This is a genomic window from Candidatus Nitrosocosmicus franklandus, assembly GCF_900696045.1.
In the GTDB taxonomy this organism is placed as follows: domain Archaea; phylum Thermoproteota; class Nitrososphaeria; order Nitrososphaerales; family Nitrososphaeraceae; genus Nitrosocosmicus; species Nitrosocosmicus franklandus_A.
In genome coordinates this window covers 611,355-638,306 of the sequence record NZ_LR216287.1, presented here as the reverse complement: position 1 = coordinate 638,306, position 26,952 = coordinate 611,355, and the positions used below count along the sequence as shown (strand labels likewise).

The 26,952-nt window shown below is 34.7% G+C and carries 25 protein-coding genes, 2 tRNA genes and 1 pseudogene; 14 read left to right on the top strand and 14 right to left on the bottom strand.

Translation table 11 applies throughout. The annotated features are described in order from the left end of the window. Positions 1-135 precede the first annotated feature (135 nt). The gene (locus NFRAN_RS02880) at positions 136-1,887 is read right to left on the bottom strand and encodes an ATP-dependent DNA ligase (RefSeq protein ID WP_134482997.1); all 1,752 of its coding nucleotides are present in this window, start codon (positions 1,885-1,887) and stop codon (positions 136-138) included. A 147-nt stretch (positions 1,888-2,034) separates the two neighbouring features. On the opposite strand from NFRAN_RS02880, the gene NFRAN_RS02875 reads away from it, so the two are divergent. Beyond that, positions 2,035-2,493, top strand: coding sequence for a CBS domain-containing protein (locus tag NFRAN_RS02875; protein WP_134482996.1), 459 nt, complete (start codon positions 2,035-2,037; stop codon positions 2,491-2,493). 213 nt (positions 2,494-2,706) lie between these two features. Beyond that, positions 2,707-2,781 (top strand) — tRNA-Thr (locus tag NFRAN_RS02870). A 1,542-nt stretch (positions 2,782-4,323) separates the two neighbouring features. On the opposite strand, the gene NFRAN_RS02865 is transcribed toward NFRAN_RS02870, so the two are convergent. Continuing rightward, complete coding sequence (locus NFRAN_RS02865; RefSeq protein WP_134482995.1) at positions 4,324-4,932, bottom strand: DDE-type integrase/transposase/recombinase; 609 nt, start codon at positions 4,930-4,932, stop codon at positions 4,324-4,326. Between the two features lie 354 nt (positions 4,933-5,286). Here NFRAN_RS02865 and NFRAN_RS02860 point away from each other — a divergent pair, with 354 nt between their 5' ends. The 3 genes from NFRAN_RS02860 to NFRAN_RS02850 are packed head-to-tail and all read left to right on the top strand — an operon-like array spanning position 5,287 to position 6,266. Then, a complete protein-coding gene (locus NFRAN_RS02860; RefSeq protein ID WP_172602068.1) occupies positions 5,287-5,601 on the top strand; it encodes a hypothetical protein in 315 nt (104 codons plus the stop codon). Positions 5,602-5,657: 56 nt separating this feature from the next. Continuing rightward, complete coding sequence (locus NFRAN_RS02855; protein WP_134482993.1) at positions 5,658-5,957, top strand: hypothetical protein; 300 nt, start codon at positions 5,658-5,660, stop codon at positions 5,955-5,957. A 6-nt stretch (positions 5,958-5,963) separates the two neighbouring features. Then, complete coding sequence (locus NFRAN_RS02850) at positions 5,964-6,266, top strand: hypothetical protein (protein WP_134482992.1); 303 nt, start codon at positions 5,964-5,966, stop codon at positions 6,264-6,266. Here NFRAN_RS02850 and NFRAN_RS02845 read toward each other — a convergent pair. After that, on the bottom strand, positions 6,259-6,456 hold the full coding sequence (locus tag NFRAN_RS02845; protein WP_134482991.1) for a hypothetical protein: 198 nt from the start codon (positions 6,454-6,456) through the stop codon (positions 6,259-6,261). The two genes, NFRAN_RS02850 and NFRAN_RS02845, sit on opposite strands and share 8 nt — an antisense overlap. A 753-nt stretch (positions 6,457-7,209) precedes the next feature. On the opposite strand from NFRAN_RS02845, the gene NFRAN_RS02840 reads away from it, so the two are divergent. The 3 genes and pseudogenes from NFRAN_RS02840 (at position 7,210) to NFRAN_RS14215 (ending at position 10,300) form a co-directional block, all read left to right on the top strand. Next, positions 7,210-8,322 carry a hypothetical protein gene (locus NFRAN_RS02840; RefSeq protein WP_134482990.1) on the top strand — a complete coding sequence of 371 codons (1,113 nt, stop codon included), beginning with the start codon at positions 7,210-7,212 and terminating at the stop codon, positions 8,320-8,322. A 983-nt stretch (positions 8,323-9,305) separates the two neighbouring features. Further along, entirely contained in the window at positions 9,306-9,716 is a 411-nt protein-coding gene (locus tag NFRAN_RS02835) for a hypothetical protein (RefSeq protein WP_134482989.1), read from the top strand. Continuing rightward, a pseudogene (locus NFRAN_RS14215) lies at positions 9,662-10,300 on the top strand (alpha/beta hydrolase fold domain-containing protein). The gene NFRAN_RS02835 and the pseudogene NFRAN_RS14215 overlap by 55 nt, the downstream one beginning before the upstream one ends. Before the next feature lie 234 nt (positions 10,301-10,534). Here NFRAN_RS14215 and NFRAN_RS02820 read toward each other — a convergent pair. Together NFRAN_RS02820 and NFRAN_RS02815 are read right to left on the bottom strand one after the other, a co-directional pair. Then, positions 10,535-10,849: a hypothetical protein gene (locus tag NFRAN_RS02820; RefSeq protein WP_134482986.1), complete on the bottom strand. Its 315-nt coding sequence runs from the start codon at positions 10,847-10,849 to the stop codon at positions 10,535-10,537. 477 nt (positions 10,850-11,326) lie between these two features. Then, entirely contained in the window at positions 11,327-11,980 is a 654-nt protein-coding gene (locus NFRAN_RS02815; protein ID WP_134482985.1) for a hypothetical protein, read from the bottom strand. 1,440 nt (positions 11,981-13,420) lie between these two features. Here NFRAN_RS02815 and NFRAN_RS02810 point away from each other — a divergent pair. Continuing rightward, a tRNA-Leu gene (locus NFRAN_RS02810) sits at positions 13,421-13,536 on the top strand. Positions 13,537-13,709: 173 nt separating this feature from the next. On the opposite strand, the gene pdxT is transcribed toward NFRAN_RS02810, so the two are convergent. Beyond that, a complete protein-coding gene (gene pdxT / locus NFRAN_RS02805) occupies positions 13,710-14,366 on the bottom strand; it encodes a pyridoxal 5'-phosphate synthase glutaminase subunit PdxT (protein ID WP_134482984.1) in 657 nt (218 codons plus the stop codon). Beyond that, complete coding sequence (pdxS, locus tag NFRAN_RS02800) at positions 14,366-15,289, bottom strand: pyridoxal 5'-phosphate synthase lyase subunit PdxS (RefSeq protein WP_425321220.1); 924 nt, start codon at positions 15,287-15,289, stop codon at positions 14,366-14,368. The genes pdxT and pdxS overlap by 1 nt, the downstream gene beginning before the upstream one ends. Positions 15,290-15,499: 210 nt before the next feature. Here pdxS and NFRAN_RS02795 point away from each other — a divergent pair, with 210 nt between their 5' ends. Both NFRAN_RS02795 and NFRAN_RS02790 read left to right on the top strand, forming a co-directional pair. Beyond that, a complete protein-coding gene (locus tag NFRAN_RS02795; protein ID WP_134482983.1) occupies positions 15,500-15,835 on the top strand; it encodes a hypothetical protein in 336 nt (111 codons plus the stop codon). Between the two features lie 163 nt (positions 15,836-15,998). After that, complete coding sequence (locus tag NFRAN_RS02790) at positions 15,999-16,649, top strand: ammonia monooxygenase (RefSeq protein WP_134482982.1); 651 nt, start codon at positions 15,999-16,001, stop codon at positions 16,647-16,649. Positions 16,650-16,914: 265 nt separating this feature from the next. On the opposite strand, the gene NFRAN_RS02785 is transcribed toward NFRAN_RS02790, so the two are convergent. From NFRAN_RS02785 to NFRAN_RS13560, 3 genes are all read right to left on the bottom strand, one after another. Then, on the bottom strand, positions 16,915-17,892 hold the full coding sequence (locus NFRAN_RS02785) for a 2-oxoacid:ferredoxin oxidoreductase subunit beta (protein WP_134482981.1): 978 nt from the start codon (positions 17,890-17,892) through the stop codon (positions 16,915-16,917). Next, complete coding sequence (locus NFRAN_RS02780; protein ID WP_134482980.1) at positions 17,882-19,909, bottom strand: 2-oxoacid:acceptor oxidoreductase subunit alpha; 2,028 nt, start codon at positions 19,907-19,909, stop codon at positions 17,882-17,884. The genes NFRAN_RS02785 and NFRAN_RS02780 overlap by 11 nt, the downstream gene beginning before the upstream one ends. A 62-nt stretch (positions 19,910-19,971) precedes the next feature. Next, complete coding sequence (locus tag NFRAN_RS13560) at positions 19,972-20,130, bottom strand: hypothetical protein (protein WP_172601985.1); 159 nt, start codon at positions 20,128-20,130, stop codon at positions 19,972-19,974. Positions 20,131-20,517: 387 nt separating this feature from the next. On the opposite strand from NFRAN_RS13560, the gene NFRAN_RS02775 reads away from it, so the two are divergent. From NFRAN_RS02775 to NFRAN_RS02765, 3 genes are all read left to right on the top strand, one after another. Continuing rightward, positions 20,518-21,096: a methane monooxygenase/ammonia monooxygenase subunit B gene (locus NFRAN_RS02775; RefSeq protein WP_197731097.1), complete on the top strand. Its 579-nt coding sequence runs from the start codon at positions 20,518-20,520 to the stop codon at positions 21,094-21,096. A gap of 448 nt (positions 21,097-21,544) precedes the next feature. Next, positions 21,545-21,958, top strand: coding sequence for a CBS domain-containing protein (locus NFRAN_RS02770; RefSeq protein ID WP_134482979.1), 414 nt, complete (start codon positions 21,545-21,547; stop codon positions 21,956-21,958). 49 nt (positions 21,959-22,007) lie between these two features. Beyond that, entirely contained in the window at positions 22,008-22,217 is a 210-nt protein-coding gene (locus NFRAN_RS02765; RefSeq protein ID WP_134482978.1) for a hypothetical protein, read from the top strand. Positions 22,218-22,382: 165 nt separating this feature from the next. On the opposite strand, the gene NFRAN_RS02760 is transcribed toward NFRAN_RS02765, so the two are convergent. The 4 genes from NFRAN_RS02760 to NFRAN_RS02745 all read right to left on the bottom strand — a co-directional run bounded on the left by NFRAN_RS02760 (position 22,383) and on the right by NFRAN_RS02745 (position 26,948). Beyond that, complete coding sequence (locus tag NFRAN_RS02760) at positions 22,383-24,185, bottom strand: M3 family oligoendopeptidase (protein ID WP_134482977.1); 1,803 nt, start codon at positions 24,183-24,185, stop codon at positions 22,383-22,385. Between the two features lie 107 nt (positions 24,186-24,292). Then, positions 24,293-25,030 (bottom strand): hypothetical protein, encoded by a 738-nt coding sequence (locus NFRAN_RS02755; protein ID WP_134482976.1) that lies wholly within the window; start codon positions 25,028-25,030, stop codon positions 24,293-24,295. A 240-nt stretch (positions 25,031-25,270) separates the two neighbouring features. Beyond that, on the bottom strand, positions 25,271-25,714 hold the full coding sequence (locus NFRAN_RS02750; protein ID WP_134482975.1) for an SRPBCC family protein: 444 nt from the start codon (positions 25,712-25,714) through the stop codon (positions 25,271-25,273). A gap of 808 nt (positions 25,715-26,522) precedes the next feature. Next, a complete protein-coding gene (locus tag NFRAN_RS02745) occupies positions 26,523-26,948 on the bottom strand; it encodes an Sjogren's syndrome/scleroderma autoantigen 1 family protein (protein ID WP_134482974.1) in 426 nt (141 codons plus the stop codon). Between the last annotated feature and the right edge of the window lie 4 nt (positions 26,949-26,952).

Here is a 26,952-nt window from a genome sequence, read left to right as displayed (position 1 = left end):
TAATGCTTTATCAATATGTTTGTTCTATTTTGATGAAGAGATTCACAACTGAGGATCAAATCGGTTCAATCAATTTGCATTTTTTGAATTTTTTACAGGTATTTGCAAACCAAAGTTCTTGCGATTAGATCGGATTCATTGTTTGAATTGATTATTGTAAAGGTCTATTATTTCCTCCACAGTTGTAATGTCCTCAGGAGACTTGTCTTCTCTAATGTTGCCAGAAAATTTTGGAAACCTGAGTGCCAACCCGTATCCTGGTTTAATCATGTTTCTTCCTGTTGTGTAAACAGGACTTAGAGTTATTTCAGGAGAAATGATTTCCAAAACTACACTTGGTTCAAACCAGACATCCATGTGAACATTGCCTGATTGCACTCTAGGATGTTTCTTGTGAATTATCTGTTTGCTGAGTGTATCATACAATACAGAGAGGGCATCATCCTTAAAACCAGTACCAACCTTGCATATTGTGTAAAAGGTGTCTTCTTCTTTGCTATATGAACCTAATAATAAGGCTCCGTACTTACCTACACGTCTACCTTTTCCGTATAAAGCTCCCAAAACTACCAAATCTACGGAATCAGTAATTGTCCCTGCATACTCTTTCTTCAATTTTATCCATGCCCATTCTCGGGCACCCGCTCTATATCTGCTATTAGAATCTTTCAGCATCAAACCTTCGCAACCGCTGTCCAAGGACTCTGCCATAAAATTATCAATTTCATCGATATTTGAAACTCTTTTTTGGTTTACAAGTTTAAGACGATCGCTTTTGATATTTCCGAAATTAATCTCCAGGATTTTTCTTCTTTCCTCAAATACCAAGTTCATTAAATCATTACCATTATGGTACAATATGTCAAACAGATTCAATATTACTGGATATGCTTCCATCGCTTGTTGAATATCGTGCTTTCTCCTTCTACGCATTAAACTTTGAAATGGTAGAAATTTTTGATCATGTGGATTAATCGCTACAACCTCTCCTTCTACAATAAAGTTATCTACATCCAGATCGGTAAACATCTTTACGATTTCTGGGAAATGTGATGTGATGTTTTCCAAGCTTCTAGTGAATAGTTCAATCCTTGTTCCTCTCTTGTGAACCTGTACTCTTTCTCCATCGATCTTAAATTCTGCTAAACACTTACCTTTGATTTTGCTTAAAGCTTCTTTTGAATCCGCTGCTCTTTCTGCTAGCATAGGCCTAACTGGTATGAATAAAGAGACTGAAATTGATTGAACTTCCTCAATGGATCCCTGAGCTAATATTCGTGCTATATTTCCCAAATCACTAGATACGTTGAAAGCTTTTTCCAATATGACTCTATTTCCCTTATCGTGTGTAAATCCTATAGCTAGTGCATCCATTAAGGTGTAGTTTGCTATTCCCAATCTCAAGTTCCCTAAAATTAGTTTCAGTAAATACTTTGCTTCTAGATTTGACACATTATTTAGTAGGCTAGTGATATACCTAATCTTCAAATTCAAAGAACCTGTTCCGGAAGTGTTTGCGATTTTCGTTAATGTGTCAAATACTCTTTCAACTGTGAGAGGTTCGCTAAATAAAGTACTTTGGGATTTATTGTAATTTAACTTGTACACTACATCTCCCAAATCACCAATTTCATTAAATTTTAACTTTATTTCCGACGATGATATGCCAGTAGCAAGTGACAAAGATCGTATAACCATTTTTTCAGCTATTCCTAATTCCTTTGAGCTGTGGTCTGGTCCAAGCTTTCCTTGAATCAAATATATAACTTTGTCAATTATGTTGGATGGTGTTACTTTCATTAGTTCTACTAAATATTGTGTCAAGTCTAATCTACTGCTCGTTTTTTCCATTTTCTCGAAGGTTTGAGCTAGTTCTAAGAATAGCATAACTATTGTATTAGAAAGTTGGAATATTGGATTTGAATATTGCCTTTCTTTTCTTACGTATAAACTTCTTGCAAGCCGATTATTTGGAAACGGTTGTGAAGGACGGCTATAGTTTTTATATTTATATGCTTTACGCTATTATAAAGTATGAGTACAGTAAGCGAAATAATGTCTGCGCGCGAACCCCTCACAATTAAAGCATATTCTAATAATACTGCTCACGATGTAGCTACCCTGTTGACTAAACATAGAATTGGATCTGTTCTAGTCATCGACAAAGATATGACCCCTATCGGGATTATTACCGAAAGAGACTTAATTAAGCGTGTATGTCTTGAAAATTTAAACGCAAGTAAAGTATTAGTAGAGGACATCATGTCTTCACCATTAATAACTATAATGGCTTATGATTCCGTTGATACTGCCTCTAGAATCATGAGGTCAAACAAGATTAAGCGCTTACCAGTAATGGAATCTGATAACCGAATTATAGGTGTCATAAGTGTAACCGATATTGCCAGAAATCTGGCAAAGATATTGCTTGATGATTATAATAGATTTAGATCTCTTAGGAATGTTCTCGAAATGAACGATATTGCAAATTAACGTACACAATTATGTGCGATATTCGGGGTTTATTGTACTACATATATGAAAGATAGTGTTATATAAATAACCCATCTAATAACGTGCCTGTATTTTTATTTTACAACATTAAAGATAGTAAAGCCAATTTGCTGTAATTATTCCAAATCTATTGATTGATGAAATTACAATGGAAATGGTTAAATTAAGTGAACAATTTTTTTATAGTGATCTGCCTTGGTAGCTCAGCCTGGCCAGAGCGTTGCCTTGGTAAGGCAAAGGTCGCGGGTTCAATTCCCGCCCAAGGCTTTCTTATACGACCAAAAGAAGGCTCCTGAATTGAACCCGCTTCTATCTCTGAATTTTCATTTGAAATTGTATACAATTTGTATGATTTTGTATAAGGTATTTCACAATGCATAGAGTAATAGTCTGATTTTCTCGCTAATAGAACAATATCAAAACATGGGAATTGTTAAGTGCCGGATTTGAACCTCTTGTTTCTCCACTTCACATCCCTCTATTTTCAGAAATGGAATCCCGAGGTCCTATGCGATGACTAGCATTAAATATTATATATACAATTAACCTAACATTTTATGTAATCATTATCAATAATACTTCTAATAAATTAAAAGACTGAGATAAATTCTGCGAAATTAAAGACTAGCCAATTTAAACTATTTTTACATGTCTCCAACTGTAACCATTAGATTATGATCATTAAGTTCAACAGTCTTCTCACAGGGGAATGCATTCGATTTTAGTTTAGATATTAACAATATCAGAGAACAGTGCGGTTTAAGTGAAGTACATGAGAACACTAAAGTCTCCTATGCTTTGCTCCTGCCAAACAAATAATACATTTACCTCTAACGATGCAACTATAGATCATTTCAGAGAAATGTGTGGTTCAGATAAATTGTCTGAAGCCGTAGGGGTTCTGATGCTTTGGAGTCATTTTTAGGTAACAATTCCACACAAATTTACACCAGTAGTGAAATCACATTCCTTTTCGTAGCCGCAGCACTTCCGCTTAGCCCTGCGATAATATAACCTCTATTTATTTTCTATCAAAAATTCAATTAGTTATGTATCCTTTATCTTTCTTTTGCAATCCGCATCTGAATCAGTTGTTAAATATCTTATTATTAATACTTCGGAAACATACAATCATTTCTAGATTCTTATTGCAATCCGAGCCCATAAATGGAATTGAATTTTATCCGATTCCTGTTGATACTCCATTAGAGATAATCAAGATATCAACAGATGAGATATTGATGGTTTTGGAATTAATACTCCTGAAGTTATGCTCATAGGAACCGATAGAAACCAAGTTCCAAATAGTTCACAAAAATTATATCTAAAGTCTTTGATGATTATGGAAAACTTGAGGAATCAGGAATAAAACTTATGGAGTATATGATTATACAATCATGATCCCTAATATGGCATCATATCAATAGATCAAATGATGTGAATTACTTTATGGTGTTCAGTACTAAATAGTACCCATAGTTAAACATAATTGGAGATACATCTTACTTATAAATGCGAAATCATAGTATCAAATAACTCCAATAATTTCATAGGGGTCTTGCATCTCTAATTCCACATTCGCCATTGATGCAAGACCCGACTTTTCTATTAGTTTAACAATTCTCTAATATTGAATGTTAATTCATTGTCTTGATTTATTGGGTCAAAAACTAACTTTTAATTGCCTCTCCAAATTTATGTAAAGCGCTAAAGTTTTTGAGATTTGCTCGATGAATATACTTACAATGGCTAGAGTTGTGAGTAGATATTGGTGACTATCATTTCTTACAACACTTTTAGGGGCTCTGTTCAGTTAACATGTTTTATTTCATTGTTATGATAGTCTACAAAGAGCCGCAGCCAATTCCGTACATGCTTTAACTTGCAGTTCTTTATTCTACAAGGAAAGTAATCATCGAAACTTTCGGTTCTATCCTTGATATATTGCATCGTTCTTTCGATTACACTTTTCTCGTAAGAAGAATGAATATGGTGATCGAGATTTAAGAATCTACAGGCCATTGGATACCAAGTACCTCCATCATCAGTCGAAACTGGGTGCTTTCCATGAACTTTGATCAAATTAGAAAGATATCTTTCTGCAACAAACATGTTTCTCTCTTTGGATATAGAAAGTGCGAGGATCTGTCTGTTTGCAGGCTCTATCGCCACCCAAAGCCAGATGTATTCTGACCCTACCTTCAACATTGTCTCGTCTACAATATATTCTAGAATTCTTCTTCTTGATGCTTTCAATTTTTGAGGCCTGTATTTTTGAATCCAATTCCAGATGGAGACATGGTTTCTTTTATACATCTGAGACAATCTTTCCGAGGCTTTTCTTAAAGATAAACCTGAAAAGTACAAATGCAACCCATAATATACATACCTTGAAGGTGTTCTGTTTCTGCTAATCATAAAAGAAATAGGACATCTTCAAGCTATAGGTTTATCGTTAAATGAACAGAGCCCTTTTAGGACATTACATGAATTAATATTGGTGCAAGAAAATTCACCTTCTATTGACTGTTCCCAATCGAGATTAGTCTATCTGGCGTTATTGGATCTCATTGAGATCTCTACTCGAGATGATGTCCGGAAAAGTCGTTTCTTGAATCCGACTAGCAATTCCTTTCCTGCTACATATAATATCCTTTTTTATCCAATTTCTTTAATGTAAAGTAGGATTTAGGTAAAGAGAATCTTGCTAATTAGTAGGTGTAATTGGCATAAACATGCAATTTAAATATATCTAAAGATATTAAGATGGCAATGTTGTTTGAGATCGACATCTTATCTCCAGTACATGAGAACCTTCGATATGATTCGTCAATTTCCAATCAGTCGGACCCTGAATTGATGAAGAGATTGCAAAACCTTTATAGACTAATTAGTGATATCAAACAAAAGAATCAAGAACTTTTAGATTATATCGATAAGGAATACTCGAATCCTCGAGAAAAACACACGTTATTGAATCTTTTAGAATTTAGTATTTTCAGTTATGATGATGCGAAACCTTTTGAATCATTCATAAGAAATTTAACTGATGGAGAGTCCTCTGATTTAAACCTCTCATATAATTGACAGGGCTCTGTTCAGTTAACGATAAGCCTATAGCTTGAAGATGTCCTATTTCTTTTATGATTAGCAGAAACAGAACACCTTCAAGGTATGTATATTATGGGTTGCATTTGTACTTTTCAGGTTTATCTTTAAGAAAAGCCTCGGAAAGATTGTCTCAGATGTATAAAAGAAACCATGTCTCCATCTGGAATTGGATTCAAAAATACAGGCCTCAAAAGCTGAAGTCAACTAGAAGAAGAGTTCTAGAGTATATAATAGATGAGACCATGTTGAATGTGGGATCAGAGTTTGTCTGGCTCTGGGTTGCAACTGAACCAGACAGAAAACAGGCAAATTCTCGCACTGTCTATCTCTAAAGAAACATGTTTGTAGCTGAAAGATTCATTTCAGGTTTAGTCAAGATTCATGGAATTCATCCAGTTTCGACTGATGATAGAGGTACTTGGTATCCAATGGCCTGTAGATTCTTAAATCTCGATCATCACATTCATTCCTCTCTGGAGAAAAGTCTGATTGAAAGAAAGATGCAATACATAAAGGATAGAACCGAAAGTTTCGATGACTACTTTCCTTGTAGAATAAAGAACTGCAAGTTAAAGCATGTACGGAATTGGCTGCGGCTCTTTGTAGACTATCATAACAATGAAATAAAACATATTAAGTGAACAGAGCCCTTTTTAGAAATTTTTCAAAATCATAATCATTATCCGAACGTCTATTCTCTTTAACTGTCACATATTGATTGATATAGTCACTTCTCAATTCTTCATAATTGGTGTAAAACCAGTCAAAATTGCTCTTCAATTTCTCTAATTTCTCAAAATCTTCTTTGGATTCTGATATTTCAATGTACATACTACATATCTGATTATCTTTTAGTGTTTTGTTGCATTAGAGTCTTAATATATTCTTAAAACTCTCGGATCGAGGTAAATATTTACACCAATTTTTTCAGATATTTTAAAGATTTGAACTAAGTTTTACATATACTTAATTTGTTCTTGGTATCTGATCTTAAATACCAAAGGAACTTCTTATTACAACAATTAAATTTATCATATTGAATTAATGCGAAAAAACAATTCTGGTTATCACTACGGTGCCCAGACATTATGTCAAGAATGTAGTTCCAAAGAAATCGTGTAGGTGGTTATTTAGGAGCAATGTTTTTTCATCCTACCGACTTGGTTTTATGATGTATTTTGCTCTCTTTTCGTTTTTGACCTTGGATTATTCACCTCAAAATGAACTTTTAAATTCGAGTTACATATTTTTTTACTCTTATGCTAAGTTATTCCTCTTTGAGCAATTGATGTGATGGTTAGACAATACCGTATGTTCTTCTCTGAAACTAGTAAAATATATCTAATAATTATCTGCTACATAGCCATGAGTTTGGTCACCTCTCCATTGGTACAGCCTTTTATGAAATTGGTTGCCTAATTCTTTATAACAAATAACTTCATCTGTTAACATGAGTTTATCCTCATGATTGTGGTGATATAGATGACACATATGGCAAAATAGATATTATGGATTTTCTTAGTTAAGATCTTGCTATGACAATATTCGAAAACCTTTTAGGATTACAATTGTTAATTTTGGATATTGATATTTGAAGCGAATTTTTTAATATTTATTCGGTCTTATAGTCGCGAAGGACAAAAAGTAGCAAATGCTGTCCCTATTTTTACAATTTTCGTATTGTTTTTCATACTTGTTATGGGCTCGGGTGCATCAAACTGGAACGTATACGGGCAATCTAATGAGACTGAGATACAAGACGAAAACTTAATTCAAGATATGCAAGGAGCTTTGCCCGAAGATCCTGGTGAAAATATTGGTGAAGAATCACTCTCTAAAAGCGATTCCACAGGTAACGATTCAAATTTGACCGAAAATTCAGTTGTAGAGGATCAGTCAAATCCGGCAAATGAATCACCTCGTTCTCAACCTGACGGTGATTGTTTGTTTGATCCATCATTACCAAAATGTGCACCAGATGAGAACGGTAACTGTCCTGAAGGCTTTGGTATGAATGAGGATGAGCGATGCTTTCCACATCATGAAAGATGTCCTTTAGGATACCATAGCCATGAAGATGATGAAAGCGGGAAATGTATCCCTGATAGTGTTCCATGTGATCCAGGTTATATAATGAATCCTGACTTTCCGAGCTGTGAGTATAAAGAATTCGTATGTCAGAAACATCCAGATTTGAAAGAATGTAAGGAAGAAAACAATACTTCTATTAACGCTTACAATTCGGGATATAGTCATGGTTGTTCAGATGCAAAAATATCTGATCCATCTAATAGATACATAAATCAGCCAGATAAGGGACCAAGTTATCATACTCCAGACTTTATGAAAGGATACAATAATGGGTTTGAATCTTGTTCTGGCAAATCCAATCAACCAAATTCTAGCGGAACCTTTAAGGTTATCGTTCAGGTAACAAACCAGTTATCTGAAGATACCTATGGTGGGATCGCCATAAATGTGAGTAACTTTCCAGACAATATTTTCAAAACGGCGTATGGCCTATATTTCCCTGCCGGACAAACAATTTCATATACATTCACATTCAAATCCAGCGATGTACCAGTGGGTACTGAATTTGAGGTAAACCTTGACTATGGCGATGACTACAATCAGTACATTTTTGGAATAAACACTCCTGCAAAGAAACCAGAGATAGTGCAATTCTTTATCCCTTAGTCCTGATTGTTTTACCAATATTGTCTATATGATATTCTATTGCGAAATGAGTTGTATTGAGAAATATAACCCATTCCCGTTTTTTTATCCAGGTTCATTAATACAAAACCATTTGATGGGGGGAGGGATTGGCGGTCCAAAACCTCATAAACAAAAAAAAACAATTAGAAAACATATCACAATGATCTTTGCTCTAAATTTCATCTATTGTAATGGTTATGCTTAGCCTTAAAGTGTTGCTAAAATTTTCACACTTTTTGGGGTCAAAAAGGAACATCATTGGCATAAAACAATTTCAAAACAGTTCGAGCACGGTTAACAGAATTGATTTCTAAATTTCAATATATTTGGGTCACCAAAATTATTTTTCATTATACAATGAATCCCTGTACTAAAGAAGATATCCTGTTTTAGCAATTTAGTCCCAAATACTAAGATTAATTAACTATACATTTTTTCACATAATCATTTTAATGATGTGGTATTCAGACTTATGAGTACTTCGAATCGAAATTCAACCATTGATATAGGGCATCTTGAAATCTACTTGTATCGGGCGCCAAAAAGGAATCATGAGGCGTTAGTAAAAATATACAACAAATATTCACATGAGTTTTTACAAAACACGGTGTGTTGAAATTTGAAGTTTGTAACTTGACTTCTAGAAGGGATATACTAAATTTAACTAATCTTGCCAAAAAGATCTCTGCTAGTGCGGACGAGGAAGGATGGTTAGAAATAGTCTTATCGAGACGCCAATTATGTAAACGAGTTCATAAATGCTAAGGAAAATGATAAAAGTGGCTCTGAAATGTATTGATGAAATGATGAAACTGATAACTCTGGCTTCAATGGTCGCGTTTGGTGATTTTGGCTAGCTAAAAGAAATATTCTAACAATCGGATTCAAAATGAGGAAATTTATTCTTATTATAGCGTTTTGTTTTAGTTTTACACTCAAGTGTATTTTTAGACATCAACCAAATGAATGTCATTTATGGTCAGATTGCAACTAACAGCAGTAATCCTATTATAACCATACCTACAACAATATCAAAGGAGGCACAAAATGCTCTGAAAAATATTACCTCGCAAATATCGGCGTTTGTTACTCCAGAACCAAATGATCTGAATGGTTGTGATGTGTTGAATGCACAGGTTTCCGCTATGTCTATTACTCAATCCCAATCTCTCGTAGACAGTTTTGAAGCTAGTATAACATCAGCTAAATTCGGTAATGTACCGTACTCGATATCAAGCCTAAGAATTGAGTTGACAATGTTAAAGCACTGGTCTACATACATGGTAGCGGATATACTATTCTGGGTGCAAATTCTACTTTGGTCAATTCCATGCCTATGGCAAATGCTACTGGCCTCAGAGTCATATCTGTAGATTATTCTCTTGCTCCCTCTTCAAAATGGGGTGAGATAACAAGTGAGGTTGTTTCTGTCATAATGGCACTAAAGGATCAGGGTGTCTCTCTTGATGATATAGGGATGCATGGTGATTCTGCGGGAGGGGGCTTGGTGGCTAGTTCTGTGTTAAAAATGCGTGACGAAGGAGTGGATTACCTGCTGTTGTAGCACTTTGGTTTCCTTGAGCGGACATTTTCGGAGCGGGGGGATACTCGTTTAACACTAAATACGACAGACCCATTCATATCAGAATCTATGCTAAAAAATATGGGGGAAGCATATGCTCATATCATAGATCAGAAGAATCCTTATGTTTCACCTGTTTATGGTGACTTTAATAAGGGATTTTCCCCAACCTTGATTCAGGTAGGAACCAAAGAAACATTGCTAAGTGAATCAGTTAGACTTTATCAAGGTTTGGATATTACGGGTGTTCCGGTAAAACTGGGTGCTTATGAATGTGTGCCTCATGGATTTCAAACAATTCTTTTTGATACATCTGAATCATCCTTAGCATTTTCTAAGACTATCAAGTTCTTAAAAGAGTATCTTAAAAGTTAGACATGGAGTAGTTAAATAAGGGGATAGAAAGAGTCTTTCTCCTCTTTCAAGATTAGTGTGTGATCATCACAAAAAAAACTCCACCATATTTCACATTCGTTAAGCCTCTTTTTGTCACAGTTTATACACGATCAAGAAGGTATTCGCACATCTATAATCAAATTTCAAAACTTGCCAACCAATATTAGAAAATTCTGTTTCTTTTGTGAAAAGATTTGATCCTATTGTCTGAACTCATACACGATATTTATTAAACGATGATTCAATATGAGAATCGTATATTTCCAAAGTGACTAATTCCTCCTTAACGAAATCTACCTTAGTGTTATTGAGTGTATCTAAAACTAACCTATAATATTGGAACTGTACTTCTATAACGATATTTTCAAAAATATTGAATCCATCTACCCGTGAGAGATGTGAGTCGTAGGTCTTTTTATTATACGATCTCTTTGTATGGTTAATACATAATTGCTTTTCGACATCCAATAAAGCTAAACTTTCTATTTCGTCAATCTGACTCGCTTTTGGTATTATGTCGCGACCCATTCATGAGAATGACAACCCGTTTGTTTTAATCTTTACGCATATATACACAGCGTAGTGCTCTAGAGACCAAAAAAAACAGTATCCCATTGCGATAAGATTTTGTAATATAGCTAAAACAATTGAAAAGTTACATAGTTCGAATAAAACCAGAATTATCGATCTAAGGTGTGTTTAAAAACCAACATACCATTTAGACCCAGTTAGTAACCCTGAATATATCTCTAAACCATTCAAGCTCATCACGGTCATCATTCAATATTTCTTGTATGCTCGTATTATTACAAGATTAAGAAGATATTTAACATTGAATAAAAGTTGTAATAAATTCCTAGAAAGAGGTGCATGTCGCTAGGGTCGATCCTTTTGGATATAGTCTTGGTCTTTTTTCAATCAAATCATTATCGTGATAGCCTAACGAATAACACATCCATATGACGAGTTGTTTAGCATAAGTTCGCCAACCTATAAGTGAACTAATCATCTACCTCCATGACCTCTAAATTCTTCGCCTTCATGTAACGAAAAGCCACTTTGAGGTGAAAGGCCACCACTCGAATGATCATGGATGATACCATCATGATGAATAAATGATCCGCCGCCGCTTAATTGGACGTGGTTACCATTATTGAAAATCGAATAGTAGACGTGAGTACCACTTGAATGACTATCATAAGCAGTTCTACTATCTCCTTTTTCATCATGGGCTACTTTGTTACCATTGTCATCATAATAGAATTTCTGGTTATGATTGTGATCTACACAATAGTACTTGTGACCATCATTGTCATACCAATAGTGGTGACCTTCAACATCAGTGTAATAAAAGTTATTATTCTCGTCCTTGTAGTAAACTTTACCATTGTTATCAATATAGTAATAGTTGTTCCCTTCATTCGAGTTGTCATTGTCACTATCAGAATTGTCGTCGTCATCTTCATCTTCAGTATAGTAAATTGGTTGTCCATAGTAATAATAGTCATCAATAATGGTTTCATTAACTATATACGGCATTGTGGCATTTTGTCCAAGAACACTTATTCCTGATCCTACTAAAGGTACTGTTACAAGAAAGATCGTAACAATATAAGTAAATATGAATTGCTTAGTCGCGATAGATCTTTTATCAATCATTATCGTCTATTGCAATAGTTCATATATGAAGTTGAATTATAATAACTCTAAAGAAAGAATTTTTAAGACTTTTTTTTGGTTCTGGATATCTATACCAACACTTTGTTAACATTGTATTGAATTATCTGCTCATCTCATTTTCAGTTGTCCTCTAATACTAGAATGCTTGAACTTGTAATATTCACAATTTTTCATATAATTTGAGAAAATTTAACTCATTCTTTATATCTCTCATAAGTTGAGGTAATAATAACTGTACACTCAAAGCATATTCGATAGCAATGATTCTTGTTTTACCAAAAATAAATCTTCCAATGCATCTACAAACCTAAAAAAACTTGATTCCTTATGGATAGGATTTACTATACGTTGTCAAAGTCAGGCCGAATTAAATATCTTCAAATTTAAAAGCAAATTTCTCGATCCCTTGGTACTAGTTACACCAATCTATAAACGGAAAATCTTGAATCAAGAATTTATAATTTCATAGTAAATTTTAGAAGCAGTTAAACACCAAATTTAGTTAAATTTGGTTGACTTTATCAAATTTAGAGGAGACATGGTTAACATGACATTCTCAATACGGGTTAGTATTCTAAAACATATTTGTAAGTCAAATTGTCATAGTAGAATTCAATTCAATAAGAATAGTGGAAAGTGCAAACCACCTCTATATTGAGATTGATCAAATATGCGATCTATGTTACCATTCTGTACTCTTGCTACGAGTGATTTCAACGAGATTGGAACCTAATCAATTGGAAGCATCTGAACTTGATCTATCTTCTAAATTTTGATGCATCAATGACTGAAAATAAGCCGCGCATTTTTTCCCACTGTGCAAGAGGAAGAACATGCATTTAGGATGTGAGTATCAAATCATAGTTTGATAAGGAGTAAAACTGAACTATAAAAAGAAGACAAAGATAATCTAAAATATGTTATTATCATTCCATAAACAGAGTTCTTTAGAGAGATTTTGTGAATATGGATCTAGTTCCACCTGTCAGGTTCCTTGATGTGGGAGTTTTAGGTACTATAATATTCGTAATACTAGTGGATTACTAACGAATAATCATATTATACAAACATCTGTGGAAAGATTACTGTAGTTCTAAGATTTCACCATATCACCGTTAATTTCAGATAAATTAGCTAGTATCCCTAGTTGATCACAACGATCGACATAGAAATTGTCCAAATGAACTTTATCAAACCCATATTTTTATTTATATTCTGGTTTATTTATTGTACTAATACCTGCTCTTTTTGATTATTTTCTTCCCAAAATAGTATTCTTGTATGATTTGTTCATCAACAAGATTGTATGTTCATTTATTCTTAGGAGGTTGATTTGCTGAAACTTGATTTCGTACTTGTCGAAGGATCTACTAGCAGAATTCATGATATATATAACCATTTTAGAAATAAGGTTAATGGGCGGGGGTTGTAGAGCCTGGCCAAATAAATATTTCATTTTGGAGACGCGGGACTTAAGATCCATATAAGGGATCCCGTCTCTCAGGGGTTCGTGGGTTCAAATCCCACCTCCCGCACTTGAGAAGTTTAGTGTACCCTCATGAAGGATTATAAGCATAAGAAAACCGAATATAAAGTAGTTTATAATGTTATTGTCAATAATTATTATGAGTTTAAGATTCCTTTAAACTAATCAAAAGTAAGATTATTTAAAATGATGTCATTCTATCGTCTATTTGATAGCAAACTTTTACTCTTTATGATTATCTCCATCAATTTCCTTTAATTTGTTGTATCTTATGCAAATATCTAGAAATACCTGATGAAATCTGTTGTCGTCCGCAAGTTCAGGATGAAATGACGTCCCAATTATATTATCTTGGCGTACAGCAACAATCTTTTCTTCGAATTTCGTTAAGATCTGCACGTTCTTCCCTATGTTATTGATTATTGGACCCCTGATGAAAACTCCTCTAAAAAGTTCTTCTCCCAAAATGGGAATATCTAAGTAAGTTTCAAATGACTCCCTTTGTCTTCCGAATGCATTTCTTTCAACAGTGACATCTAGTAGTTGTAATAGATGTTGATTTGTTTCACCAACGTTCTTGTCATATGCTTTGCTAGCCAAAAGGATGAGGCCTGCACACGTTCCTAAAACAGGTAGTCCTTTAATTATCTTGTTTCGTAACAATTGTAACTGCATTTTTTGAAGAGACAGCAATGTTCCCATCACCGTGCTCTCTCCTCCGGGTATTACTAACCCATCCAAATCTTCAAGAGCATCAATATTTTTTAAGCGAATTACCTCTCCTTCTGTATTTAGATCCTTTATCGATGCCTTAACTGCATTATAATTTTCTTCAATGTCTCCTTGGATGCCTAATATTGCGATTTTAAGCTTTGTCATTAGATAACAGGTCCTCTTTCTTGCATTCTGAGTTCTAGATTCTTTGTATCTAACCCAACTAGTGATTTCTTCTCATCTATCATTTTTTGGGCTTCAAGCAAAGTTTTGTCATCATCAAAAAAAGTTGTAGCCAAGACCACTGCTCTAGCTCGTAAAGATGGATCCTCTGATTTAAATATTCCAGATCCGACAAATACACCGTCACATCCAAGTCTCATTAAGAATGCAGCGTCCGAAGGAGTAGTTATTCCTCCAGCTGCAAAATTTACTACTGGAAGCCGACCTAATTTTCCCACTTCTTTTACCATTTCTAGGGATACCCTGAATTTTCTTGAAAGCTTAATGAGCTCTTGAAAATCATTATCAGCATAAGCGCCACGTATCATTCGAACTTCTTTGTTAAGAATCTTGATGTGGTTAACAGCTTCGGCCACATTTCCTGTCCCTGGCTCTCCTTTTGTTCTAATCATTGAAGCGCCTTCCTCAATTCTTCTTAACGCCTCACCCAGATTCTTTGCACCATTTACGAAAGGAACAGTGAAGTCCCATTTCCAAATGTGGTTTTCATCATCAGCTGGAGTTAGTACCTCACTCTCGTCGACCATATCTACACCACAAGTCTCCAACATTTCTGCTTCTGCGACATGTCCAATTCTACACTTGGCCATTATGGGAATTGAGACGGAGTCCATAATATCTTGAATAATTTTTACACCTGCAGTTCTTGCAACTCCTCCAGCTTTTCGCACATCAAAAGGCAATTTATCCAATACCATAACCGCAACTGCGCCAGATTCCTCAGCAATTTGAGCTTGTTCTACACTTGTAACGTCCATAATTACTCCATGCTTTTGCATGTGAGCAAATCCCCTCTTAACTAATACACTACCTTTTGTTTTTCTGTTGTTCTTTCCCTCAAAGATTTCTTGACGCTCTGATTTTCTATTCCAGGGTACCAATGAGATAGCCACATGATCTATTGGCTAAAACGATATATAGGTATATTTTTTTAATCTCTTTCACTCTCCTTTTTAGTTGACCTGTTTTACATTTTTCCTGCCAACAAAATACCTCTTATTAAAGTTTAAGCAGGTATAGCAAAATTTAAAAAGGTATTATCTTAATTACATGTAATGACTTTACCAAAAGGGTATAAACCTAGTGGACAAACCGGTTCAGGTAGTAGTGGCGGTAGTGGCGGTAGTGGCGGTGGTTCATATGGAGCAAGTCGCGATGAAATCGAACGTATGATCGGCCGAAGAGTCGAAAATATGAAGGGAATTATAGTATTGGGCTTTATTTTATGTTGGGTTGCTACAGCTGGTGGTGTTTACGTAGGTGTTACTGTTTATCCATGGGCATATCCGTTACCTAGTGGCATCTATGCTCTCTCTGTCCTAACTGTAATCGAAGTATTGGGTATGATTTGGATGTTAAAGATTGTTGGCGAAAAGCCAGTAAGAATGTAACATCACTTCCATTATATTTTTTAAATTTTCTATTTCCTAGTTTCTAAGATAAATTAATTTTTGATCGTCTTTTAATATGTAAGCAAGCGATGCAGTAGAATATCTTAAAATTAAAAATAGTATACACAAAATCTTATATATTACCTATAAGAACAGCATAATAATGGTCTGGCTAAGACGTACAACTCACTATTTATTCATAGTTGTTGTTGCAGTAAATAGTACGTTGCTTACAATCAACGCAGGAGATTATATCTTCTATACTGACTGGGCATGGACATCATTTGTTGTATTTTCAATTTCTCAATCCACAATGCTTGTGGTAGGAGCTATATACTATATGTTGTTTACAGGTGTCCCAGGTACAGCTACGTATTATGCAACTATAATGACTATATATACATGGGTTGCCAAAGGTGCATGGTTTGCATTGGGATATCCATACGATTTTGTCGTGGTTCCTGTTTGGATACCGTCGGCTATGTTGTTGGATTTGGCATACTGGGCAACAAGAAGGAACAAACACGCGGCTATATTGATCGGTGGTGTATTGGTAGGAATGTCGCTGCCACTGTTTAATATGATCAACTTGTTACTAGTTGCCGACCCCTTGGAAATGGCATTCAAGTATCCTAGACCCACGTTACCTCCATACATGACTCCAATTGAACCCCAAGTAGGAAAGTTCTATAACAGTCCTGTCGCGTTAGGTGCCGGTGCAGGAGCGGTACTTTGTGTCCCCATAGCGGCTTTGGGTGCTAAACTCAATACATGGACATACAGATGGATGGCAGCCTGGAGTAAGTGGGACTAAACCTCCATTCCTTTTTTTGATTAATACTTTTCTAAAACATAATTTTGTTAATTTAATTTAATTTTGAAATAATGATCAATTACCTCGACACAGTAGTTTGAACTTGCTGGAGTAAATCTCTAAAAGCTTTATCTAGACTACTCTTTTTACTTGTTTTATAGAAACATGAATTAAATAATTCAAAAATTAACCTTTCTCTATAGCTATAATAATATACTTAGCTTATTAGTGACTAAATCTGTTACGAAACATAAACATAATTTAGTCAGTTCAGATTATCATTTGCTTTCAATTCATCTATTAACAAATCAATGTTAACATTGGTATTACCATCCATATCCGCAATAATTTGGTCAGCAGGAGGATATGTCTTATAATTTTCGATTCTAGCTTGCAGTCTTTCCTCAAATGTAGGTACATTGTTGTTTTCATAAAAAATCCCTACAGGTATTTTGTTTCCCCATTCATTAGATTTTTTGATGGCTTCGACAACCTTAAGAGGAGCTTCATTAGGCTCTTTTACAATCCCGCTGTAACCTTCGTCTTCTAGTTTGTAAATCCTGGGAATTTTGACTTCAGGATTATTTTCATCAGTAATTAAACTTTGATACCAATCTTTTGTATTAATGTCATTATATGTAGGACATGGTTGTAAAACATCTATGAATGACAAACCTTTGTGCATTATGCCTTTCTTGATTATCTCTTTCAGAAATCTAACATCATAGGAATATCCTCTAGCTATAAATGTAAAACCGCTAATACATGCAAGTGCTATCGGATTAATACTCTCATTCACGTTAGGCTGAGACAATGACTTTGTTTTCATACCTAATTTCAAAGTAGGAGAAGCTTGTCCTTTTGTTAAACCATATACTCCATTATTAAAAATAATGTATGTAATATCTATATTCCTTCTACCTGCATTCACAAAATGCCCTGAGCCAATTCCCAAACCGTCGCCATCTCCACCTACTGCTACAACGTTCAAATTTGGATTCGATAGTTTGGCACCCTGTGCAAAAGGAAGAACCCTGCCATGAAGAGTGTGTATTCCAAACGTGTTTATAAAATGGGGAGTTTTTCCCGAACAACCGATGCCTGAAAAAATTGCAGCTTCATGAGGCTTTATTTGGAGCTCAAACAGTGCCATCTGTATCGAATTAAGAATTCCAAAATCGCCACAACCTGCACACCAATCGTTATGTACTTCGGTTTTGTAATCTGCTATCTTATACTCCATTGTTTAGTATCACTCTCTCTTGAGAATTGTTATTCAGGATGTTGATAATAGAATCATAAACTTCAGTATGACTCATAGGTCTGCCGTTATACTTAAGTATTTTGAAATCACTTTGTAAGGCGATATTTTGCTTGATTAGGATGTCAAGCTGTGACAAATAGTTCATTTCTACAATTATCTTTATAACCTCGCTTTCTGAAAATGTACTTGAATTCTGTCTCATTTGACTTATTTTTCTATCAATAATTTCCTGCAACAGCTTACCTGGAAATGGATTGAGGAGTTTTATTTGAATGAACAAAAATTGAACTCTAGGTTTCTCTAAATCTAATTTTTCCAGTGTATCCAAGATGGCTCCCTTAGTTGATCCCCAGCTAATTACGATCACTAGTTTGTTTGAATCTAACTTTTGATCACTCTCAAACTCAACAACAATTTGTTCTTCCTTCGGTATCAATCTACGAATGTGTTCCAATTTTGAGAGCCGCTTCTCCATCATCAATACTCTTGTCCCTGGATCTTCTGTAATGTGCCCTTTCTCATCATGTTCATCCCCTGTATTCCAAAATATTCTACCTTCCATTCCTAGCATTGCACGATCAGAGATAGGACCATCGCCCAATCTGAATCTCTCAAAATGCTCAGAGCTACTTGAATCGGAACCTTGAATTTTATTAACCAGTTTCCCTCTCTGAATCTTTATCGTTTTGTAGTCAAAAGGCGAACATGTGATAATACTGTTTGCTAAATATTTGTCTAGCATATGTATTACAGGCGTCTGAAAAATCTCAGCATAATTGAGAACCCTGATGGTATCATAAAAGCTCTCTTCAATATCACCAGAAGCATAAACTATCTTTGGAAATTCACCATGGCCTGCATTTATTGCAAACAGTAGATCCCCTTGTTCTTGTCTGGTGGGGAGACCTGTAGAGGGCCCAGCGCGTTGATATAAGCTTACTAATAGAGGCACTTCATTGATACCTGCCCATCCCAAAGCTTCAACCATCAATGAAAACCCAGGACCAGATGTGGTTGTACAGGCCCGAACTCCAGTTAAAGCAGCACCGATAGCCATAGTTATTGCTGCAATCTCGTCTTCAGTTTGGATTACAACTGCAGATCCGTTATTTCCATCTTTTTGCTCTACTGTCTGATTAGACTCTAAATATTCACTGTCATCAGTTGCCGGAGTAATGGGATAATAGGTTTGAAATCTGCATCCTCCGACAATTTTACCAAGAGGAGAAGTTTGGTTGCCCTGTGCTATTATATGCTCTCGGGTATTTTTGTTTATTTCTTTGAAGAATTCCGAATAATTCTTTGGAATATTCTTAAAATTTTGTCTGACAAAATCATAGGTATAAATTGCTGCATTAACATTAATTTCTGAAATTTTAGACTTGCTAGCAAAAGTATCTTGTATGCCCTTCTTCATTAGTAAGGTATCAAATTCCAATACCGCAAATGAAGCTGCCAATGACATTACATTGGTGATTCTTGCTAGTTTACTAAGAGAGTTATCCTGTATACGCTCTGAAAATTCTTTTATCAGTTGATAATAAGGTAATTCGATGAGAGCTATATTTCGATGCTTCAGCTCTTCAAGCAATCCATTCAAGTTTGGTTCTCTTTTATTATCCATCAAAAATCTCTCAAAACGAGACTTTGAAGAATTATCCAGCGTATGAATTTCCTCTATCTTTTTTGTGAGGACATCACGATCATAAATAAGCACACCACCGTTCACTAAGAACGGTGAGTGTCTTACAATTGTTTCAGCGTCAAAGGTTGCAAGAATGTCTATCTCATCAACATGAGATCTTATAACATGGTTTGAAAATCTTACCGAGAAGTAACTATGTTCGCCTTTAATATTTGAGTGGTACTCACGTCTTCCAAATACATTCAACCCTGCCATTGCCAGCGATTTGAGGAAAATGTGAGATGCAGAATCAACACCACTTCCTTGAGGTCCCCCAATAACCCAGGAAATGGACTCTCTTGAAATTGACATTATTTATTTTAATAACGCTAACCTGTCTTATTATAGTTTTAATCAAGGAGTAAAGACATTGGCTATCCGCCTGTCATGGAATCATGTATGCAACACTCGCATTTGTCTCCTCTACCACAATAGGGACACACACACATACATGCTTCTATCACATTCCCACATAAATCACACATTGGATTTTCTTCGATGTTATTGTTACGATAATCATCTGTTCGTTCCAATAATTTGATCAATATAAATCATTATATTAATACTTTATAAAAAATAAGGTTATTTTCACGTGATATCTGAAGATTTATAATGTTCATGAATGGCATGCAAGAATAATTTAAGAAGTGGATACAACGGATGGGAAAGGAGTGAAAAATCATATCGGTTCTTCATTTGATCTTATGCGTTGATATTTCTATCATATCTTTGTCGATATTCTAAAGAAGGCGAAAATACCATATCATACTTAACTTTATCAGAAGGACTACCTCGCTAATCTTTTGAGCAAAAATGTGAGATAATCTGGGTGTGTATTCAATTAAGCAAGACTTTCATATGTAAAATCACCTTGTCAAAGACAGCAAACTTTTTATCTATGTAAATAGTGGATTCCCTAGATGAATGAGAAGAGCGGCAACAAACCCGCTATGGTGTTTCTAATTGTAACTTTTGTAGCAGGAGCATCCATATTAGCTAGTATTATTGCACTGCTTCCGTTAGCTGATGGACACGGTGTTCAGGCACAGCTTCAAAGTAGATTCGTTAGGATAAATAATGAAGCATTCTCTGCCCAATCGCTAAACACTGGTGATACTTTGGTGGTTACAGGAGAGCTTCAGAGTCTTGTAAATAGACCTATGCGAGGATGGATATCATTGTTCAGTGAGTCTACTAATGCTGGTAACAGATGGGAATTCGTAAGTCGAGACCCTCCAGGTAATATAATTGAAATACAACCGCAGGAAACTGTTCCATACAGACTAGAGGCAAAAGCTCTTGAACCAGGAGTATACCATGTTCACACTCAGTTGAACTTGGCATCCGTAGGACCAGGATTGGGCCCGGGTCAGACTATACAGGTAGTGGGAGACCCAATACTTAAGCCAATTCCGTGGAATAACATCATCTATCAGAGTATAATCATTGCTGCTGGCTTAGGAGTTACGTTTGCCACTCGACCATGGCAAGTAATCTAACCCCTTTTTTTTAATAGATAATAGCAACTGAATAATACTAATATTCTGGGAAACACTCAAATTTACTTGTGTTTTGTATTGTATGCTAAAAAACTATTATATCAATTAACCTGTGTCTTCAAGCAACGTTTATTGTACCTATACGTAAGCAGCTATAGTCTTAACAATCTTTAAATGTTTGTAATTGATGATATTAAACTGTTACCTTTTGCTTTCGTGAAGCTTTCAAAAGTCTAATCATACTAATTAACTTGTTAAATGGATTCTTACTTTCCATATATGGGGTCTGCTGACACGTGACTATTTTTAAATCTTTTTTTGATTTTTTACAACATAGATCTAAACTATACTTTGGTTCTCGAATATTTTTAGATGTAGAGTGCGATATAGATACCTGACACTGATAGATAATGGAAATCTTTTTTTATTTAATGAAATAGAAAGTGTTATGCAAGAAGTGGTAAGTGAAATCATGTCGAATCAGGTTGTAACCATTGATTCTTCCAAAACAGCTCTAGACGCCGCTTTGCTTATGAAGGAAAAACGAATAAGTTCGTTAATAGTCCAAGATAATGATCAATTATTGGGCATTATCACTGAAAGAGATTTTGTAAAGCGTGTTTGTGCTAATGACAAGAAATCATCGAGTGTAAAAATAACTGATTTAATGTCAAAGATACAAACTTATGCTGAGCCTGATACTCCCGTCGATGTTGCAGTTCAGCGTATGATAAATAATCGTATTAGGAGATTGCCTGTAATTTCAAATGGAAAGGTTGTGGGGATCATAACTGTAACGGATCTTGCAAAGGAATTACGCCGCATTATGCTTACCCAAGGAATAGTTGAACTAATTGATTAGAGTAGAAAGATTTAACATTCTGAAACTATATTAAAGACTTGTCCGAAAGATGATTTCTAATATTAGATTTGATTCAATCAAGACTTGGATAATTGTTATTTCTATTATTATCATAATTACACTTATTATTGGACTAATTTTTGAAATTCCTGATACTCAGCTTGCCGCTTCTATACTTGTATCTTCTATACTTGTTATCTCTGCGTTTGTATTTCAGAAATTGGCCTCACGGCAAAGGGACAAAAAAAATGAACTTTGAGTCAATCGAGATCCAATGAGCATTATTGATTCTTTACTACATGCTTTTTGAAAATTCTTGTCCTTTAATCTGTGATATCAGTATGAGAATGTTTTATTACAGGGCTATATACATTGAATAATATTTAATAGAACATAAAATAATAAATGTTTTGTAAAGTGAATCTCATTCTAAATTTTTGAGGTTCTGAATCTGTTCACTAACAAAGTCAAATCCTTTTTGCCAAAAACTTTCTTTTGTTATATCAATTTCATTTTCTTTCAATAGGTCTTCTGGTTTTCTAGATCCGCCCGAAGAAAGGATATTGATGTATTTAGGAATAAAATTCTTGCTCTCTTTCTTGAATTGTTGATAAAGTGATAATACCAAAAGATTTCCAAACGAGTAAGCATAACAATAAAATGGTGAATGATAAAAATGAGGGATATATAGCCATTCGTATCTGAAATCATTCGTTACCTTCATGGATCTACCGAATTGTTCGTTAAGATTATTCATATATAGTGTGCATAATTGGTCAACTGTAGTTGAACTATCTTTTCCGACCATGTCATGAGCATCGATCTCAAACATAGTAAAATATGCTTGCCTCATAATAGTTGCATAAAAGTCATCTATTTGTTCGGCAAGCAAAATGCGTTTTTCCTTCTTATTCACATTCTGAAGAAGTTTGTCATTAAGTATCATTTCTCCAAAGACTGATGCTGTTTCAGCCAATGGTAAAGGCGGATGTTGAACACTGATTGGTTTATCACATGCTAATACACTGTGTATAGCATGCCCGAACTCATGCGCCATGGTTGAAATATCTCTTAGTGTTCCATCAAAATTTAGAAGCACATAGGGATTTATTGACGGGATAACTGTGGAACAGAATGCACCACTTTGTTTATTATCTTGCAATTTAGAGTGTATGTGTTTTTCTCTAATTAATGATTGAACTATTTTTCTAAATTCCGGGTGAAACCCTTCAAAAGCTTCTAAAACCATTTTCAACGCTTTTCCATATTCGATCTTGGCTCTTTTCTGTGATTTCAATGGAGCGTATAAGTGATACCTTTCCAATTTTTTGATGTTTAGCATCTTTGCCTTTTCAATGAAGTACTGTTGGAAAATCTTTGAATTTGATCTACAAACGTTCAACAATGCCGTAACAGAATCATCACTAATATTGTTTGAGAGATTTCTTACTGAAATCGGAGTCGGAAATTTTCGAAGCTCGACAAACTCATTGTGCCAATTTAGTATTCGATTTAGATAAATTTCGCCCAATACCCCACTATTTCTTTTATAAACTAATAACAATGCCTTATATGAGGCAATTCTTTCTGAAGATTTTGAACTTCTCACTAAAGACAACAATTTCTCTTTATTAGTAAAGCGCTTTCTTATCTTCTTTTTTCCTCTCTTCTCTACATAATCGAATTCAAAGCCATTTGACATCCTATCATAAATCTTGATAAGTGCATTCATCCCGGTAACATCCAATATATTAATTATTTTTTCTTCGGATTCGTTTAGTGTATATTTGGACATGGAACGTTCATGTATTAGATAATCTTTATATACGGATGGAACACCTTCAATTAATCTGTTTGCGTTGTTGTGATCCAAAACTTTCTTAAACCATAAATCGAAAAATAATAATCTATTGGCTGCTTCCGTTGAGAAATTGTTCATTTTAGTAACGAGACCAGCAACGCTATTTGAGGAGGTATCCTCTGCATATTTGAGATATGCATAGCTAGTAATTTTGCTCAAGTGTTCAGATATTTTTTCCGAATCTTTAATTAATTTGACAAAATCATTTACAGAAATACCAGAAGTTAGTAGGGGTTTTGATTCTTCAAAAGCGTCTATCAAACTGCTGATTCTATTTAACTCTTTGTCGATTTCCTCTGATTTTGGGTTTTTTATCAGATGTGATAAATCCCATTCCCCCGGTTTTAACTTTAATACGTTAGACATGACTTAGTTTAGTTATTGACCGCCTTTATTTGTCTTTTTGTTCCTTTGTTGGTTAACTGTTACTATTTCAATCCTGTACCTTATTCTTTATAATATTATAAAATTGATTATTTCTTAAAAATCATATTTTGTAACAAATCATACGCTCTTACCGCATGATTGCGCTCTAGAATTAATATAATTTCATTACTTGTAAAAAATACATTATGAATTGCAATTTTGTGATTCCCCAGAATGTCGAATATTCCAAATAAAAGTCTTCTTATCCCCTCCATGTTCTCATAAAATAGGGTAATAGTGATCTTGGAAAGACCTTCTGTAACTTTCCCTTGACAATCCTCCGTCAATGAGGCAATTATCTTTCTAGAATTTATCATATCTTCTGTTACGATTCTTATTTTTTCAGCTGTGCGAACCAAATTGAAATCAAACCAATCTTCCCTAGCTAATTTATTTAACATATCATTTACAATTGTGAAAGATTCTTGATTCGCTAAATCAACATCAATTATACTTCCAGTCAATTTCATTCTCGCCTCCTGAGGGGTTAGAGACGGGCTGCGAATTAGGCTTTCCTTTTTGTCGTTGTCATCATCATTGTCATTTAAATTATTTTCACGATTATCGAATCCATTTGCTAGCATCATGTCTGCTAGTCTTTTAATTGCTACTACAATTGTGCCTATGTTTACCTTTGTTCCCGCGCTACTTTCTACTTCTGGCTGTATCTTGTTTGCAATGGCTGTATAATTGGCGATTCCGGATTTTATTGCCTTTGAATACAGCTCATTTGAAAGGATGATTTCCTTAACTGCTTGGGGGACGGAAACGTCTCGGACGTACACAAGATATTATTGCGAGTTATGCTTTAATTAACCTTACTGAATGAAATAATAATAACAATATGTATTAATTATTACAGGCAATGATGACCGAATAACAAACGGCATAGATATCCCGAAAGCCTATAAACCAGTCTAAAATCAATGTTGGTAGTTACAATAAATATTAGATCAATATTAGATCAGCTCAGAGATTCAAATGCAAAGTATGCTTGTCGGACAGCTTATCTTGTCAGTGTAACCTTAGAATTTGTTTGTTTCGTGGTAACGTTGTTCAGCCTCTGTCGCAATACGTTCTAATGCGTCTTGTGTACCTTTTGATATATGTTTCATAAGTACAAAATCAAATAATTTTAAAAATCCTCGAGCTCTTATATCCCACTTCACTTTTAAGAGACATTTGTTTTCGGAGATCTTTGTAAGCCTTATTGCCTTCGTCCCAGTTATTGGACCTTTTAATATCTGTGTAGATACCGTGTCGAGCGGTTTTAGCGTAATTACCTCCTCGCACTTTGAGTCTCTAAATGCAATGATAGTTTCTCTCTCTATGGTGTTACCCCTGACACTTATGTTTTTTGTTTGTTTGATTCCATACCAATACTTAGGATCATTATCTACATCAGAAATGATGTTCCAAATAATCTCCAAAGGTGATTTTATCGCCTTTTCTTTATTGAGAGTTCCCAATATGATACATAGTTAGATTCCGTAATTAATTTGCATTCTTTATACATAAAAATCAGTCTCTTGCAATCCTAGTCTTCTACCTATAGTCGAGTGTAAAGTTGTTCTCAATAATGAATGTCTCATACTCTAGGAAATGTGTGTTTTATAACAAATTAGACAACTACTAGTTTAAATCGAAAACGATCTCCATACTATGAACTGTTGAATCCGACTAGCCCGTGTAAGAACTCATTTTTCTTAATTAATTCCCTTATCTACACAAAAAGACATGATTGATACAGACTATAAGGATTTATCAGACAGGTTGATTATTTTTATTAACCCAAGTAGAAAACCATTACACAAATTGATTCGATTCTTGGGATCTGGTGGTTGATCACTTTTGCAAGCTGTATTATGTTAAATATTGGAAACAGTTTACACATATTATTTGTTTGAGACACCCTGGTATAATCAACTTTGATCCATGAGTTTAATATATTGACAATAGCAAATCTGACTGTTTAACTCTGTAGTATTCCGGGATGTTCAACCATTAACTCCCAAAATGATTTGTATAGTCGGAAGTGAACCAAAAAAAAAAACAACAAAATCATCAGAGACCTGATATCATTATAAATTAATCAAGCAAGGTGACCAGTTGCCGGCCTTCATTAGGTAAGCAATAAATTCATCTAAACAGTGTGACCACATAGTCGAGTTTTTAATTTTGGTCTAGCGAGCGACTACTTTTCTTACTCTGCCCTAACATTGACAACAATTACGATTGCGTAAATCGATTCTAATAATCGACAATTAAGTTCTAATTTTATTGTCTTTTCATTCTTCTTATCAATTCAAGAACTTCAAGCGATTTTCTGATACATTTCAAACTATTTCTAAGCTCCTTAGAGGATTCCTGTGTTACAAGATTGACACCCAAGTCTGAAATTATCCTGATTAGTTTGTCTTCAGTTTCGTCTAATACTAAATTCTTGTCAATTTTAGAGTTTGAATTCTTGTCTATTAAAGCACTTTTTTCAGGATCATCTAAATTGGTAATAGATGTTGAACTTTTCTTTGTATCAGAACGGCTAGAGGTATCTTTGTTTAGGTTGTTCGTTTGGCAACTCATGCACAAAATTTCTCCCTTATATTTTATTTGCAAATTACCGCACTTTTTACATGGTTCTGCCAAGAGCGTTCCGCCTCTTAACAGATAATAAGCACCCTGTTTGATAGAATCGTTGTTCATTTCA